Source organism: Prosthecobacter fluviatilis, assembly GCF_042655725.1.
Taxonomy (GTDB): Bacteria; Verrucomicrobiota; Verrucomicrobiia; order Verrucomicrobiales; family Verrucomicrobiaceae; genus Prosthecobacter; species Prosthecobacter fluviatilis.
The window spans coordinates 1-15,231 of the sequence record NZ_JBHSMQ010000016.1 but is presented as its reverse complement, the minus strand read 5'-3'; the positions used below and the strand labels follow the sequence as shown (position 1 = coordinate 15,231).

The window sequence follows — 15,231 nt, the reverse complement described above, 5'->3', positions numbered from 1 at the left end:
GGGCGTCACATGCTCTGCTCAAGCCCTTCCGGGTCGAGTATGCAACAACGGAGATCATGCTATTTCTAAGCCGGTTTCTTGACAAGCCGCACCGTGTGCAAGTAAGCAAGTAAAACCCATGCCAGAACCAACCGTCGCCGACCCTATCGCAATCATTGGAATCGGGTGCCGCCTGCCTGGAGGAGCCACCGACGCGCGCTCCTTCTGGCAGATGCTCATGAGTGGGGTGGACGCTATCAGCGAAGTAAGCCCAGACCGCTGGGATCATCGTTTTTACTATGACCCCGAGCAGGGCAAACCCGGCAAGACTTACTCCAAGTGGGCAGGACTGATCGACGAAATCGACCACTTTGACGCCGGCTTCTTCGGCATCACCCAGCGTGAGGCTCCCTTCATTGATCCTCAGCAGCGGCTTCTTTTGGAGGCTACCTGGGAGGCTCTGATGGATGCCGGCCAGCAGGTGGACATCGCCAGAGGCGAGGACACCGGTGTCTTTGTAGGCATTTCCACACACGACTACGGAGATATTCAGCAAAATTCCCTAGGTCGTGGCGTGGCTTATCCGCATTCCGCCACGGGAGTCGCAGCCAGCATCGCCGCCAACCGCATTTCCTATGCGCTGAATTTCCAGGGGCCCAGTGTCGCCGTAGACACCGCCTGCTCATCATCCATGGTGGCGGTGCACATGGCCTGCCAGGCCCTCTGGAACAAGGAATGCCACCGCGCCATCGCCGCTGGGGTGAACTGCATCATCACCCCCTATCCTTTCGTCGCATTCTCCAGCATGGGCATGCTGTCTCCGGATGGCCGCTGCAAAGCCTTCGATGCCAGCGCCAACGGCTTCGTCCGCGGGGAAGGCGTCGGTGCAGTATGCCTCAAGCCCCTCTCCGCCGCTCTGGCGGATGGAGACCCCATCTATGCCGTCATCCGCAGCACCGCCGTCAACCAGGATGGCCGCACCTCGGGCATGACAGTGCCCAGCCGTGGCTCCCAGCAGGAGCTCATTGCCACCGCATGCAGACTCGCAGGTGTGGCTCCGCATGAGATTCAGTATGCCGAAGCCCATGGCACAGGCACCACCATTGGGGATCTCATCGAAGGCAGCGCCCTTGGCACCATCCTCGGCGTTGGTCGCCAGCCAGGGGAGGACTGCCTCCTGGGCTCGGTAAAGACCAACATCGGCCACTTGGAGGCCGGCTCCGGCATTGCCGGTCTCATCAAGGTGGCCCTCTGCCTCAAGCACGGCATGGTGCCGCCCAATCTCCATTTCAAAAACCCCAATCCTTCGCTCAATTTTGAGCGCTTGCGCCTGAAGGTCCCCGTCTCGGCCACACCCCTGAGGCAGGATGCGCAGCACCGCCTGCTGGCATGCATCAATTCCTTCGGATTTGGCGGCACCAATGCTCATGCCATTCTGGAGGCACCACCGCCATCGGCGCCCTGTTTGCCAGCCCTGGCTCATGCCGATGCACCGCCTGAGCTGATTCTCCCTCTATCGGCGCGTGGCAGCGATGCAGCTCTGCAGGCTGTCGCACAGTCGTTCCTCACCTTTCTGGAGTCGGCGGATGACTCTGTCTCGATCAGAGAAATCTGCGCTGCTGCCAGCCGCCGGCGCACTCATCATGAGTTTCGTCTCGCAGCAGTTGCCAGCAACCGCATAGAGATGAGTGCCGCGCTTTCAGCCTTTTTGAACGGAGAGCAAACCCCAGGACTCAGTGTGGGGCAGCCCGTCAAAAACGCCCGCCTCGTCTTTGTCTTCAGCGGCCAGGGCCCCCAGTGGTGGGCCATGGGCCGTGAGCTTCTCGAGCAGGAGCCCGTGTTTCGTCAAACCATCCAGACCTGCCATGATGAGCTGCTGAAACTAGGGGGCTGCTCACTTCTGGATGAACTGCTGCGTGACGAAAAGACCACACGTCTCAACGAAACTCAGATCGCGCAAACCGCCCTCTTCGCCCTGCAGGTGGCACTGGCGGCACTCTGGCAGTCATGGGGGGTGCAGCCTTACGCGGTCGTCGGTCACAGCATGGGGGAAGTCGCAGCCGCGCACATATGCGGAGCCCTTTCCTTGCCCGAGGCTGTGCGCGTTATCCACCATCGCGGACGCTGCATGGAAAAGACCCCGCTGCGCGGCAAAATGATCGCCGCAGCGCTGACCCGCGAAGAGGCAGAAGCGCTGATCACCCCTTATGGCAGCAGGGCATCTCTCGCTGCAGTCAATGGCCCGAGGATGGTCTCCATCTCCGGAGACAGTGATGCCGTGGATGAAATCTTTCACGCAGTCGAGCAGCGCCAGCTTTTCGCACGCTACGTGCCTGTGAACTACGCCTTCCACAGCGCCCACATGGACCCTGTGCGGCAGGAGCTTGCCGAGTCTCTGGCTGGTCTCCAGCCTCAGCCCGGCAAGGTTAAAATTTACTCCACCGTCACCGGCAAGCTGGCCGAAGGCACCGACTACGACGCTGGCTACTGGTGGCACAATGTGCGGCAGAGCGTGCTCTTCGCACCCGCCATTGATGCTGTGATCGCAGCAGGACAGACGCACTTCCTGGAGATCAGTCCGCACCCCGTGCTGTCCAATTCGATGTCCGAATGCCTTGCTGAAGCTGAGGTCGGAGGTCTCGTGCTGCCTTCCCTGCGCCGCCAGAAGCCGGAGCGCACGACGCTGCTCAGCACCCTTGGAAATTTGCATGTGAACGGCCACGAGGTGGACTGGTCCTCTCTCTACCCTCAGGCCAGCTCTGCATTGCGACTCCCCGAATACCCATGGCAGAAAGAGCGCTTCTGGCACGAACCCGCTTTTTCGCTCCAGCTGCGCACCCGCCCAGGGTTGAATCCGCTCATCTCCCTTGCACTTCCCGGACTTCATCCCACCTGGGAAACTGCGTTGAACAAAAGTGTGCTGACCTGGCTCAAAGACCACCGTGTGGGCCAGCACCTCATCTTCCCTGGAGCAGGCTATGTGGACATGGCACTGGCCGCCGGTCGTGAATTGCATCCGGACAAGCCGGTGCTGATCGAGGAGCTCGAAATTCATCGCGGCTGCATCCTGCCCGCAGGTGATGATGTGCCGCTGCTTCAGATTTCCTGCCTCCCGGAGGAAAACACTTTTGTCATTCAGAGCACGCTTACAGAGGCCCCCCCCAGCTGGATGCAGCACGTGACTGGCCGGCTGCGCGCCGAGCCCGAACGCAGACAGCCCGCGGCATTTGATCTCACAGCGATCAAACAACGTTGCCTTTTGGAGCTGGACGGCAAAGCCTTCTATCAAGCAGCCGCCGCAGCCGAGCTGCACTATGGCCCGCAGTTTCAGGGGCTGTCACATGTGTGGGCAGGCCAGGACGAAGCCCTCGGCCAGATCGCACTCCCCGCAGCCGTCGTGGCAGAAATGGACCGCTACATGGTGCACCCAGCGCTGCTCGACGCCTGCATCCACCCCACCATCGCCATTCCTGCAGACGGTCTCTACCTGCCTGCGCGCATGGAGCGCATCCGCTGTTACTCCAAGCCTGGCGCCAAAGTTTGGGCCTACGTCCGCAGGACGCAGGCCATTGCCAGAAAGATCATCGTCATCGACCTCTACATTCTCGATGATGCCGGCAATGTGCAGCTGGAGATCACTGGCTTCCTTTGCAAGCACACCGCCATGAGCAGCGCACCAGGTTCAGGTGCCCAGGCCGACTGGCTCTACCAGTCCGAGTGGCAGCTCAAACCGCTCGCCAGCCTGCCGGTGGCGCACACCTCCGCTGATTATCTGCCGGATAACGCCCCCCTGGCAGCCACCCTCCGCGCTCACGCCTCTCGCTTCAGCGCAGAGCTGGGCATGAACGCCCGCTATCAGGAGTGGGAGCCGCGTTTCCTCCAGCTTTGCCGCAGCTCCATTGTGGCAGTGTTCAAACAGCTTGGTTGGCGCCCCAAACCCGGCGAATCCATCTCACTGCCCGCATTCCTGAAACGTGCCAAGGTGGATCCCGCCCATGAACGCTTCATCCACCGCCTGCTCACCTTGCTGGAAACGGAAGGGTGGCTGCAGCCAGACACATCCGCCGCTGCCCCAACTTGGAAGGTCGTGGGCAAGCCCACCACGCTGAATCGCGACAAGGCATGGCAGGACTTGGTCTTCTACTTCCCGGCCTTTCATCCGGAACTCATCCTGCTGGACCGCTGCACGGCGGGCCTGGCCAATCTTCTGCGCGGAAAATGCGACTCTTCGGCAGTGCTCTCTGCCAACATGCTTGAGCATTACCAGTCAGCCTCCGTCTTCACCCGTGTTTACAATCACATCCTTGGCGAGGCGGTCTCTGCAGCGCTGGCCCATGCCCCGGAAGGACGTAGCATCCGCATTTTGGAGATCGGCGCAGGCACGGGTGGCGTCGCCTCCAGCGTCCTGCCACGCCTGCCACACGCTCTCGTCCAGTACTGCTTCACGGATGTCTCGGATCGCGGCTTCGACCAGGCAGGGAAAAAATTCAGCGATTATGCCTCCGTCCAGTATCGCGTGCTTGATCTGGATCTGCCGCCGGCGGAGCAAGGTTTTGCCGATGAACGTTTCGACATCATCATCCTGTCCAACTCGCTGTCGCTGACGCAGAATGTGCAGCGTTCGCTTCAGCATGTGCGTCATTTGCTCTCCTCAGGCGGCCTGCTGCTGACGCTGGAAATCGAGCGCCCCACACCGTGGCATGATGTGGTATGCGGCACAGATTCACGCTGGTGGCATTTCCAGGACACGGCCCTGCGCTCGCAGCATCCCCTGCTGCCTTCTGCAGACTGGCAGCAGCTCCTCGTCTCAGCAGGGTTTACCAGCGTCGAAACCGTTGCGGATGCTACCAATCACAGCAGCGCCTCGCAAGTTGTCCTCCTGGCACGCGGCCCCGAACTGCAGCAGGCTTCCGCCCCCCCCGCTGAACCATCTGCAGAACCCGGATTCTGGCTGATCTTTGCCGACCAGCAGGGGCTGGGGCATAAACTGGCCGCGTCTCTGCGCCAGCGTGGCGACACCTGCCAGGTAGTCATCCCGGCAGATGAATTCGCACGTATCTCAGCCGATGAGGTTTCGCTGAGAGCATCCGCAGCGGAGGACCATGCCCGCCTGCTTTCTGAACTTCCACCGGCCACCATCCTGCGCGGTGCCGTCCATCTTTGGAGTCTCGACGCCCCCTCGGCCTCGGACCTCAACACGACGGCACTCGCGCAATCTCAGACACTCGTCTGCCACAGCCCGCTGTATCTCACACAGGCCCTGATTGCATCTGGCCAAGCCTCGCTGCCCGGCTTTTGGCTGGTCACTCGTGGTGCACAGCCTGCCGGCGGCCAGATGTCCTCACTCTCGCTCACGCAGTCGCCGTTGCATGGCATGGCACGCGTCATCATGAGCGAGCACCCCGACCTGCACTGCCGCACGGTTGATCTCGATGCCATTCCCAGTGCCCAGGACAGCACCATACTTGTCAAAGAACTGCTTCATACGGATGAGGAAGCGGAGGTCTCCTGGCGCGGTGAAGCTCGTTATGCCCACCGTCTGGTGCATGGCTCTCTGGACCAGTTGGCTCAATCTGACACTTCCACCCTCACCGCAGAGCAATGCTTCCGTCTGGAGTCCGCCAAGCCCGGCTCGCTGGACAAGCTGGTCTTCCGTGCAAAAACTCGACATGCACCTGGCCCCAAGGAAGTCGAAATCGAGATTTGCGCTGCTGCGCTGAATTTCCGGGATGTGATGAAAGCTCTTGGCATCTACCCAGCCGAAGCGGCAGATGCCATGCTGCTCGGCGACGAATGTGCCGGCCGCATCGTCCGTGTGGGTGAAGGCGTGACACAGTTCAAGCCCGGTGATGAAGTCATGGCCCTGGCGGCAGGGTGCTTCGGCACTCACGTCACCACGGTGGAGCACGCCGTGCTGCTTAAGCCCGCACACCTCACCATGGAAGAGGCTGCCACCCTGATGGTCACTTACCTGACCGCCTCATACGCGCTCTCGCATCAGGGCCGTATGACCCGGGGAGAGCGCGTGCTCATCCACGCCGCCACCGGCGGCGTCGGCCAGGCGGCGGTCCGCATCGCCAGGGCTGTCGGCGCTGAGATTTTCGCCACTGCAGGCAGTGAGGAAAAGCGTGCATTCCTCAAAAAGATCGGCGTCGAGCATGTGCTGGATTCACGCACCCTTGCCTTTGCAGGAGAGATCAGGCGCATCACCCAGGACGAAGGCATTGACCTCGTGCTCAATTCGCTTGCAGGTGAAGCCATCCACCAGAGCCTTTCCCTGCTGCGCCAGTACGGGCGCTTCCTCGAAATCGGCAAGCGGGACATCTATGGCAACACCAAGGTCGGCCTTTTCCCCTTCCGCAAAAACCTTTCGTATCACGCGATTGACCTCGGACATGCGCTCGATCCGCGCAATTCGAAGTCCCTCATGACCAGCCTGAAAAAGCTGTTCAACTCACACAAGCTTCCAGCGCTCCCATACCGCACCTTTGCCACAGCGGATGCAGCTCACGCCTTCCGTTACATCACGCAGGCAAGGCAGATCGGCAAAGTGGTGCTCACCATGTCCGGCTCCAAAGTCTCGCTGAGTGCCGAAGCACCGGACTCTGCGCTTCGATTAAATCCTGAGGCCACCTACCTCGTTGCCGGAGGACTGGGCGGCTTTGGCCTCGCCATGTCACAGTGGCTGGTGGAAAGAGGTGCTCGCAATCTTGTGCTTTCAAGCCGCAGCGGTGCCTCCACGGAGGAATCTCGGGCGGGCGTTTCAGCGATGCAGGCTGCAGGCGCAAAAATCACCGTGATCCAGTCCGATGTCAGCGACCCTTCCAGCGTGGCATCGCTTCTCCAGGAAATCGCGCATTCACATCCTCCTTTGCGCGGTGTCTTTCATGTGGCAATGGTCCTGGATGACGGCCTGATCTCCCAGCTCAATGCGGAGCGTTTTCAAAAGGTCACCACGCCAAAAATCAACGGTGCTTGGAATCTGCACGTGCAGACTCAGCATCTTGCGCTTGATCATTTCGTCATGTTCTCGTCGGTGGCCTCCATCATTGGAAGCCCCGGCCAGGCAAACTACGCGGCAGCAAACGCCTTCCTTGACGCCCTGGCAAATCACCGCCGCATGCAGGGCCTCCCCGCACTCACCATCAACTGGGGTGTCATGGCCGGCGTCGGCTACGTCGCACGCCATAAAAAGCTGGAGGAGCACTTTGCACGCATTGGCTGGTCAGGAATCACCCCGGCAGAGTCTCTGCCCATTCTCGGTCGCCTCATGCAGCAGCCGGGTATCAGCCAGATGATGGTCTCACGCATTGACTGGTCCAAGTGGGCTTCAGTCACACCCGCCATCATCACGACTTCACGTTATGCGCTGCTTACCACCGAAGATGCGCTCAAGAACCATCAGTCTGACGACGCCAACTGGCTGCGTAATGCCGTTCTAAGTGCCGCACCAGCAGACCAAATCGGCATTTTGGAGACCTTCCTGCGTGAGCAGGTGGCCAAGATCCTGCGCACCTCCCCGGCCAAGATCGACTCCAAACGCCCTCTCAATGAGATTGGCATCGACTCCCTCATGGCAGTCGAGCTCATTCATCAGATCGAAAGCCAGACAGGCATCGCCATCCCCACCGGACAGCTCATGGGAGGAGCGCCAACCGCACTGAAACTTGCGGAGATCCTGCTCCACACACTGACTGGCGGCAAAACAGAATCCACCGCACCAGCACAAGAATCTCAGCCTGCTGCCACCGCTGAAAGCGAACTGGTACAGGATGCCGACCTTGCGCACTGGAACATTGCTTTTGCCCCAAACTCCGTCTCGGAGGCACAGATTCAGCGGCCGCAGCACCTCTTCCTCACAGGTGCCCTGGAATTCCTCGGTGCCTACCTGCTGCGTGATCTGCTGCTGCAGACCCCTGCCAAAGTGCACTGCCTCATTAGCGTTGCAGATACGACGGAGGCCTCACGGCAGATCGAGGCACACTTGAGGAAGCATGGCTGCTGGCAGGAGTCCTTCAGCCAGCGCATCATTCCTGTGCTGGGAGACTTGGCGCTGCCTTTGCTCGGGCTCGACCCAGCACTCTTTGATCAGCTCGCACTCACCCTGGATGCCATCCATCACACTGAGGCGCACATCAACCACATCGCAGCCTATGGACAGCTGCGGAAGGTCAATGTCATGGGCTCTGTGGAAATCATCCGCCTGGCCACCCAGGGCAGGCTCAAACCCGTGCACTACCTCTCCAGTGCCAGCGTCCTCGCTGCTGGTGAAGCAGCTGCAGAGCGGCCTCTGCGCGAAGACTCACCGCTGCCGCATTATGACAAACTCCTCGTAGGTTACAGTCAGAGCCGCTGGGTCTCGGAACAGCTTTTTGTACAAGCACGCGCCAAAGGTCTGCCGGTCCACGTTTTTCGTCCCGGCCTCCTCGTGGGAGATGATCAGACCGGCATATGCCCTACTGATAACATCATCTGGCTTTTCCTCAAAACCTGCATCGCCAGCGGCACGGGCCCAGACTCCAGCTACAGCAGCCTCCTCACCCCTGTCGATTTTGTGGCGGCCGCTATCACGAAGCTGTCGCTCGGTCTTGCAGGTTCCGGGCGTACTTACCACCTTATCAATCCTTCCGCACCAGGCTTCCGCGAGCTGCTGCACCACTCACGAGCCTGCGGCTACCCCATACGCGAGGTACCCGAAAAACAATGGGAGGGCGAACTCGCCCAGAGCAGTCTCGAGATTCAGTACAATCCCGTTGCCGTCTATCAGCTGTTCATTCCTCGCCAGGTGCTTTCCAATCTTGTTCAGGAACAATCGGCGCAGTTCTGCAGCAACATGCTGCAGGACCTCACAGGCACAGGCATCACCTGCCCGCCAATAACTCAGACACGCATGCAGGTGTACCTTCGTTACCTCGCTCAAATCCATTTTCTGCCCGCTCCAAAAGCCTGACGAACACAGCTTACTCTGCAAGCATGTCCAAAATGCTGCGCCTGCCTTGGGGTGCAAGAACCACGCCGTGACTCTCTGCCACGCAGGAGGCGTATTCGGCAGACTCTTTGGCCAGGGCAGCATGCACCTCAGCCAGACGGTCATGTGGGATGTTCGGGTAAAGGTGGTGGACCGCGTGGTAGTCATTGCCATAGCCCAGCAGCGCCCAGCGTGTGAAGATGTCCACATGCATGATGCGTGTGTTGTCCAGGTCTCCCGTCCCGGCATTGGCATGCTGATAGACCTCTCTCAGCAGCATCAGGTACGGAAAAACATAGATCAACGGACAAATCCAGAGCACCACAAAACCAGCGACCACCTGACCGCCGAACCGCTGGCTCAGCCCGCTCAGGACCAGCAGGCCAAACGCATTGAAGACGAGCTTGAGCAGTGCGCCCCGCTTCATCGCCCCTCCATCCCCCTTTGTCTCGCCGCAGAATGCCGCTGCTGGAATCCAGGCCCACACCAGCACCGCCACCAGAAACATAAAGCCAATCAAAGGCAAGCTGGGGATTCCGGCCCAGGCGAAAGACACTAGCACCAGAGATGAAAGGATGAACCACAGCCGCCCGAGGAAAGGAATCCGGCACCTCCTTGAATCCACGCCGTCGGCCTTGCTTCGTGTTCCTGCAGTCAATGTCAGAAACAAATCCTTCAGATTTCTCAGCACAAAAGGAGGCCAGAAAAACATGAGGTAGAAACACCATGCAAATTTTTTCTTGCCCATAGGGAACCTGCCATAGACCCACTTCATCTTGCCCCCGAACAGATTCGGATCCTGTTCATGATCATTCGGGTGCAGATGGTGCCCCAGATGCCTCTGGCGGTAGAGCCTGATGTCAGAAAACAGCGGATAAAAAATCAGCAGGTTTGCCAGCAGATCATTCCATTTCCGGCTGGACAGCAGCAATCCATGGGAAGCCTCATGCCCCATCAGGGCAATACGGTGCTGCAAAACACCCACAAAAAAAACCACCAGCATCACCGCAGGCACATCCCAGGCCCAGTGCACTCCCAGGTCGCTGCGTGAAGTATAAAACCACACTGCGCATCCACATCCCAGCAGCAGGCAGCCATAGTCTGCCAGCAGCCAGCCAAAATTTCGCCAGGACCGCAGTTTAGACCATTCTCGAAGTCGCTGGTGATTTAAAAGTTTCACATAGGTGAAGGTTCAGAAAGAAAGTGCAGAATCAAGCCTCAATCAAGGAATCATCCCACCACGATTGTCTTCTTTTTTCCATTCTTGATACTTGGAATGCGAAATGCGACACACACCCCGGCATGAACGAGATCACCAAGCGCAAAAATTTCATCACCGTCACGGACGAGCTGATTTCTTATCTCGACCAGTTCGGCCGCTGCTACTCGCTTCCCACTCACTATGATGAACTGCGCAATTTCTCCGAAAGCTACCCGCTTTTCGACAAAGAGGGCAATGCCACATATTGGAGCAGCGTTCTCTACCCGCGCGAACTTCAGCAGGAGCTCTACCCGAAGCTGACCAGCATCTACTCCCTGCTCCGCACTGGGGACTTTCACGCCGTCCCGCATCTCTACGTTGAACGCGTGGACTACTGTGAATTTGGCAACTCCCGCCCCTTCAGGGTCCGCGTGGTCAATCAGTACAATGACAACTACGACCATTTTTATGTAAAAACAGCTGACGCGTCCCGCGTCTATGGGCTGGAACTTGAGCACTTGCTCTCCCCGAACCGCATCAACTATCTGATGCATCGCGGAGGCACCCTCGTTGAGGAGCATATAGCCGGCGTTCCCGGAGACGCCTTCATTCGCGACTATCTCGGCCGGCCTGACTTCAATGGCGTCCGTCTGGCCAAGGAATTTGTCAAATTCAGCGAGCGCTGCTTCATCCGCCTTCTCGGAGACATGCGCAGCTACAACTACGTCGTGGACATGACCCCGGATTTCGAAGAGGTCCAGTATCGGGTCCGCGCTATTGACTTTGACCAGCAGAGCTATGAAGGCCGCAAAAGCCTTTACCTCCCGCAGTTTTTCAAGGAGAACAACCCTGTCGTCCAGCTTTGCTCATCCTGCTTGAACTTCCCCACCATGAAGCAGTACCAGGAGGAGGAGCGCAGCCTCATCTCCCGCCGCTACCTCTCTGAGCACCAACGCATCACCTCCCTGCTGCACTGCATGAAAAACAACGCAGTCGAGCCCTTTGAAAAAGTCGTCCAGTTACGCTCCGAGCTCGGCCAGTACCACAGCTCTCATGCCTTCGACACCTGCAAGTCCATGGGAGAAATCGTGGAGCGAAATCTGGACCTTATGCTGGGCCGTCACTTGGAATAAAGCGAGATCGTGCTTGCCGTGGGCGCTGTCCTGATTTCTTCTGACCGTTCCATGGCTTTCAAACTTGTCATCATCACAGGCGCCCAGACAGGCGTCGAACGCGCTGCACTGGAGTGGGCGTTGAAACACGAATGCCCCCACGGCGGCTGGTGCCCCAAAGGCCTTTTCGGTTCTGAAGAACCGCTGGACCCCCGCTACAAGCTCAAGGAAGGCGAGACAGAAAACGTGCTGGAGGCTGTTACTTCAAATGTACGAGACGCGGAAGCCACACTTGTCTTCACCCTGAATCCCAAAGCTGCAGGCACCGCACAGAAGGCCGTCAGCTCTGCCAAAAAACAGAAAAAACCTGTCCTCCACGTGCACCGCGGCATCCTCGGTGTTTCAGAAAAAATCGTCGCTTTCATGGACAAGCACTATATCCGCCGCATGCACATCACCGGCTCTACAGACGCCGATGAGCCAGGTGTGAGCGACTGGGCCACCGGAGAGCTCGAAAAAGCCAAGGCCATTTTGGAACGCCGCCCGGAATAGACTCACTCTGACGACTGCTCTCACAGCTTTCGGTAGCCCCAAATACACCTTAACGTCTGTTCAGATCTCCTATTCCGCAGTTCATGCTGACTCTTGCCACTTCCACGGCTCATGTCGTCCTGCCCCCAGCGGGGCTGCTCGCACCTTTTGCCATTCTTCTTCTCTGCATCGCCCTGATGCCTCTGTTCGCAGCGCATTTTTGGGAGCATCACTACCCCAAGGTCGCCGTTGGACTTGGACTGGTCACCGCAGCTTACTACGCCTTCGTCCAGCACGACTGGCATCCTCTGCACCATGCAGCTCATGAATATGTCAGTTTTATGGCCTTGGTGGGATCACTGTTTGTCATCTCCGGAGGCATTAACATTCGCGTCAAGGGTGAAGCCACCCCCATGGTCAACACTCTCTACCTCCTCATCGGAGCCGTTTTGGCCAATTTCATCGGCACCACTGGGGCCTCGATGCTTCTGATCCGTCCGTGGATCAAGATGAACAAATTCCGCATCACCCATTTTCACATTGTTTTCTTCATCTTCATTGTCAGCAACGTCGGCGGTTGCCTCACCCCCATCGGAGACCCGCCGCTCTTTCTCGGCTTCCTGCGTGGCGTTTCCTTCTTCTGGGTGCTCCAGCACTGCTGGCAGGCTTGGGCGCTGGCCGTCACCCTGCTTCTTGTTGTCTTTTTCATTTTCGACACGCGAAACTTCAGCCGCATTCCCAAGGATGTTCGTGACATGGAAACAGCGCAGGAGGACTGGTTCTTCCGTGGACTGCTGAACATCCTGTGGCTTGGAGTGGTGCTGGCTGCCGTCTTCCTGCCCAAAAGTGTTCAGGAAACCACCCTGCTCGGCGTTTTCTCCATCCCCGCCCTGCTCATGTTTGCGGCAGCCGTGGCGTCATACTTCACCACCAAGCCCGAAGTCCACGAGGCAAACGATTTCAATTTCGGACCGGTCAAAGAAGTCGGGTTTCTGTTCATTGGCATCTTTCTGACCATGATCCCAGCCCTGCAAATTCTGCAAAGCGGGCAGGCTGTGGATATCAGCAGCCCCATGGAGTATTACTTCTCCACGGGTGCGCTCTCCGCCTTTCTGGACAACGCCCCCACCTACCTCTCCTTCCTTGCCGCAGCCATGGGCCAGGAGCATCTTTCTGTCGATTCCCATGCAGATGTCGTAAAATTCGCCGCCAGCCACGCTCCGCACCTCATCGCCATCTCTCTGGGGGCCGTCTTTTTCGGGGCGGGCAGTTACATCGGCAACGGTCCCAACTTCATGGTGAAGTCCATCGCCGACAAATCCAAGGTCCATTCCCCATCCTTCCTGGCCTACATGTTCCGCTTCTCCATTCCTATTCTGCTCCCCATTCTCACCGTCGTGGGCTGGGTCATGGTAAAGTAAGCCTGGTCTCCCAGCCAGCCCGCTCTCTGAGCGTGATGTTTAACATCACTCCTCGCTCAAATAAATGGTCGCCCCACGCGGTGGCCTCCGGGTCCACTTGAACCATGAAGGCTTTGACGCATCTACGACAGCACGGCGCACAGTTGTTTTAGGCTGGCCTTTCAAAGGCTCTTTAGACTTTTTTTTGACGTCACGCTTGGTCTCCGGGCTTGCCACATCCGTGATCTTGTCCACACCGATTGGGATTTCTGACTCCGTCGCTGCCAGAGCGCTTTCACCCATGATTTCGACCGGCGTCCCCGTTGGCGTCTCCTTGAAAAAAATGGCAGCCATCTTGGTGGGCAGGCGGATGCAGCCATGAGAGGCAGGATACCCGGGCAGATACCCCTCATGCATGCCAATGCCCCCCACGATGCGCATGAAGTAGCGCATATTCGCCCCCAAATACTTCGTTCCCGGAGGTGCAGGATCCGTGCGGGTGTCCACATCTCCCTGCACTAAATTGCCCTCTTTATCCACGTAGGATCCAAAGAGCGAGGAGCGGTGGTCGATGTCCTTGTCCAAAATCCTGTAAGAGCCCGTCACCGTGCCATGACTCTCACGTCCGGAGGAGATCGGCGATACACCGACAAGCTCCTTTCCCTTGTAATACTGCACACGCTGCGTGCTGAGGTTGATCACTATCCTGGGTTTTCCAACGACCCCATCCCCCTTCCACCACGCGCGGCTGCTGAGTGGGTTTTCTGCCACGGGCTCAGAATTTGAACAGCCAAGACCGGCCATGGACCACCCCAGCAGCAGCAGCCCTCTGCCCCAAAAGATGAATGGATTTTTCGAATTCATTCTAGGAAAACTTGCATTGTGGGCACCATTTTCCAATCAGAATCTGCCCCCCTCATGCATACGTCACAGGTGTGCCGGTGCTGTTGGCCAGCACCTTGAAGCGCTTGGTCAGTTCTTGCGTGAGCTTGCCAGGCGTACCGTCGCCGATTGGGCGGCGGTCATACTTCACGGCCGGGATCACCTCAGCGGCGGTGCCGGTCAGGAAGCACTCGTCGGCGGTGTAGATGTCAAAACGGGTCATCACCGCTTCAGTGCAGGGGCTGCCCATTTCAGCGAGCAGCTCCATCACTGCACGGCGGGTGATGCCGTCAAGCGCACCGGAAGAGACCGGCGGCGTGAAAACCTTGCCGTTCTTCACGATGAAGACGTTGTCCCCTGTGCACTCGGACACAAAGCCCTGGTCGTTGAGCATGATGCCCTCGTCGCACCCGGCCTGCAGACACTCGATCTTGGCCATGATGTTGTTGAGATAGTTCAGGCTCTTGACCTGCGGGCTCAGCGCGGAGGAGTTCGGGCGGCGGGTGCCGCAGGTGATCAGCTCCAGCCCCTTCTCATAACGCTCCGCCGGGTACAACGTGATGCTGCTGGCGATGATGAACACGCTGGCCTTCGGGCACTGGTAAGGGTTCAGCCCCAGGGAGCCGACACCACGTGTGATCACCAGACGGATGTAGCCATCGCGCAGGTTGTTGGCGGCCACCGTGTCGAGCGTGGCTTTTTCCATCTCTTCAAAGGAAAGCGGCACCGTCAGGCAGATGGCCTTGGCACAGTCGTAGAGGCGGTGCAGATGCTCAGTCAGCCGAAAAACACGGCCATTGTAAATGCGAATGCCTTCAAATACGCCATCTCCATAAAGCAGACCGTGGTCGAAGACGGAGATCTTCGCCTCGGATTCAGGAACGAGCTTGCCATCAAGGTATATAAGGAGATTAGCGGACATGGGATATGTAGAATCCACAGGCTGAAGGGTTTTGCAAGCGCAGGCAATGTGCTTGCGCAGGACCGATTCACGCCCATCCTGCGCGCCCGTTCAAACCGCACCCTAAAATACCATGGCCGACATCCAAACCAGCGCTGCAGACAAGAAGGAAAAGGAATTCTTCACCGACGTCCCCCAGGAGGCCCCAGGCTTCTTCCTCAAGGGCTGCCACCAGTATGACTGGGGTCTCAAGAACC

Annotated in this window: 7 protein-coding genes; 4 read left to right on the top strand and 3 right to left on the bottom strand. The window is 58.5% G+C overall.

From position 1 onward, the window contains the following. Positions 1–118: 118 nt before the first annotated feature. The gene (locus tag ACFQDI_RS24605; protein ID WP_377172053.1) at positions 119–8,929 is read left to right on the top strand and encodes a thioester reductase domain-containing protein; all 8,811 of its coding nucleotides are present in this window, start codon (positions 119–121) and stop codon (positions 8,927–8,929) included. A gap of 10 nt (positions 8,930–8,939) precedes the next feature. Here the strand turns inward: ACFQDI_RS24605 and ACFQDI_RS24600 are convergent, their stop codons facing one another. Next, on the bottom strand, positions 8,940–10,127 hold the full coding sequence (locus tag ACFQDI_RS24600; protein ID WP_377172051.1) for a fatty acid desaturase family protein: 1,188 nt from the start codon (positions 10,125–10,127) through the stop codon (positions 8,940–8,942). A 122-nt stretch (positions 10,128–10,249) separates the two neighbouring features. Here ACFQDI_RS24600 and ACFQDI_RS24595 point away from each other — a divergent pair, with 122 nt between their 5' ends. From ACFQDI_RS24595 to ACFQDI_RS24585, 3 genes are all read left to right on the top strand, one after another. After that, positions 10,250–11,281, top strand: a complete 1,032-nt coding sequence (locus tag ACFQDI_RS24595; protein WP_377172049.1) for a hypothetical protein — start codon at positions 10,250–10,252, stop codon at positions 11,279–11,281. 51 nt (positions 11,282–11,332) lie between these two features. Then, positions 11,333–11,812 carry a YpsA SLOG family protein gene (locus ACFQDI_RS24590; protein WP_377172047.1) on the top strand — a complete coding sequence of 160 codons (480 nt, stop codon included), beginning with the start codon at positions 11,333–11,335 and terminating at the stop codon, positions 11,810–11,812. A gap of 83 nt (positions 11,813–11,895) precedes the next feature. Further along, positions 11,896–13,212: a sodium:proton antiporter gene (locus tag ACFQDI_RS24585; protein WP_377172045.1), complete on the top strand. Its 1,317-nt coding sequence runs from the start codon at positions 11,896–11,898 to the stop codon at positions 13,210–13,212. A 45-nt stretch (positions 13,213–13,257) separates the two neighbouring features. On the opposite strand, the gene ACFQDI_RS24580 is transcribed toward ACFQDI_RS24585, so the two are convergent. Both ACFQDI_RS24580 and ilvE read right to left on the bottom strand, forming a co-directional pair. Further along, positions 13,258–13,962, bottom strand: a complete 705-nt coding sequence (locus ACFQDI_RS24580) for a L,D-transpeptidase family protein (protein ID WP_377172043.1) — start codon at positions 13,960–13,962, stop codon at positions 13,258–13,260. 145 nt (positions 13,963–14,107) lie between these two features. Beyond that, entirely contained in the window at positions 14,108–14,995 is an 888-nt protein-coding gene (gene ilvE, locus ACFQDI_RS24575) for a branched-chain-amino-acid transaminase (protein WP_377172041.1), read from the bottom strand. Positions 14,996–15,231 lie beyond the last annotated feature (236 nt).

What these genes read in the sequence shown, in the direction of transcription:
- ACFQDI_RS24605 (WP_377172053.1), top strand. Translation starts at nt 119, where the DNA reads ATGCCAGAACCAACCGTCGCCGACCCTATCGCAATCATTGGAATCGGG.
- ACFQDI_RS24595 (WP_377172049.1), top strand. Translation starts at nt 10,250, where the DNA reads ATGAACGAGATCACCAAGCGCAAAAATTTCATCACCGTCACGGACGAG.
- ACFQDI_RS24590 (WP_377172047.1), top strand. Translation starts at nt 11,333, where the DNA reads ATGGCTTTCAAACTTGTCATCATCACAGGCGCCCAGACAGGCGTCGAA.
- ACFQDI_RS24585 (WP_377172045.1), top strand. Translation starts at nt 11,896, where the DNA reads ATGCTGACTCTTGCCACTTCCACGGCTCATGTCGTCCTGCCCCCAGCG.
- ilvE (WP_377172041.1), bottom strand. Translation starts at nt 14,995, where the DNA reads ATGTCCGCTAATCTCCTTATATACCTTGATGGCAAGCTCGTTCCTGAA.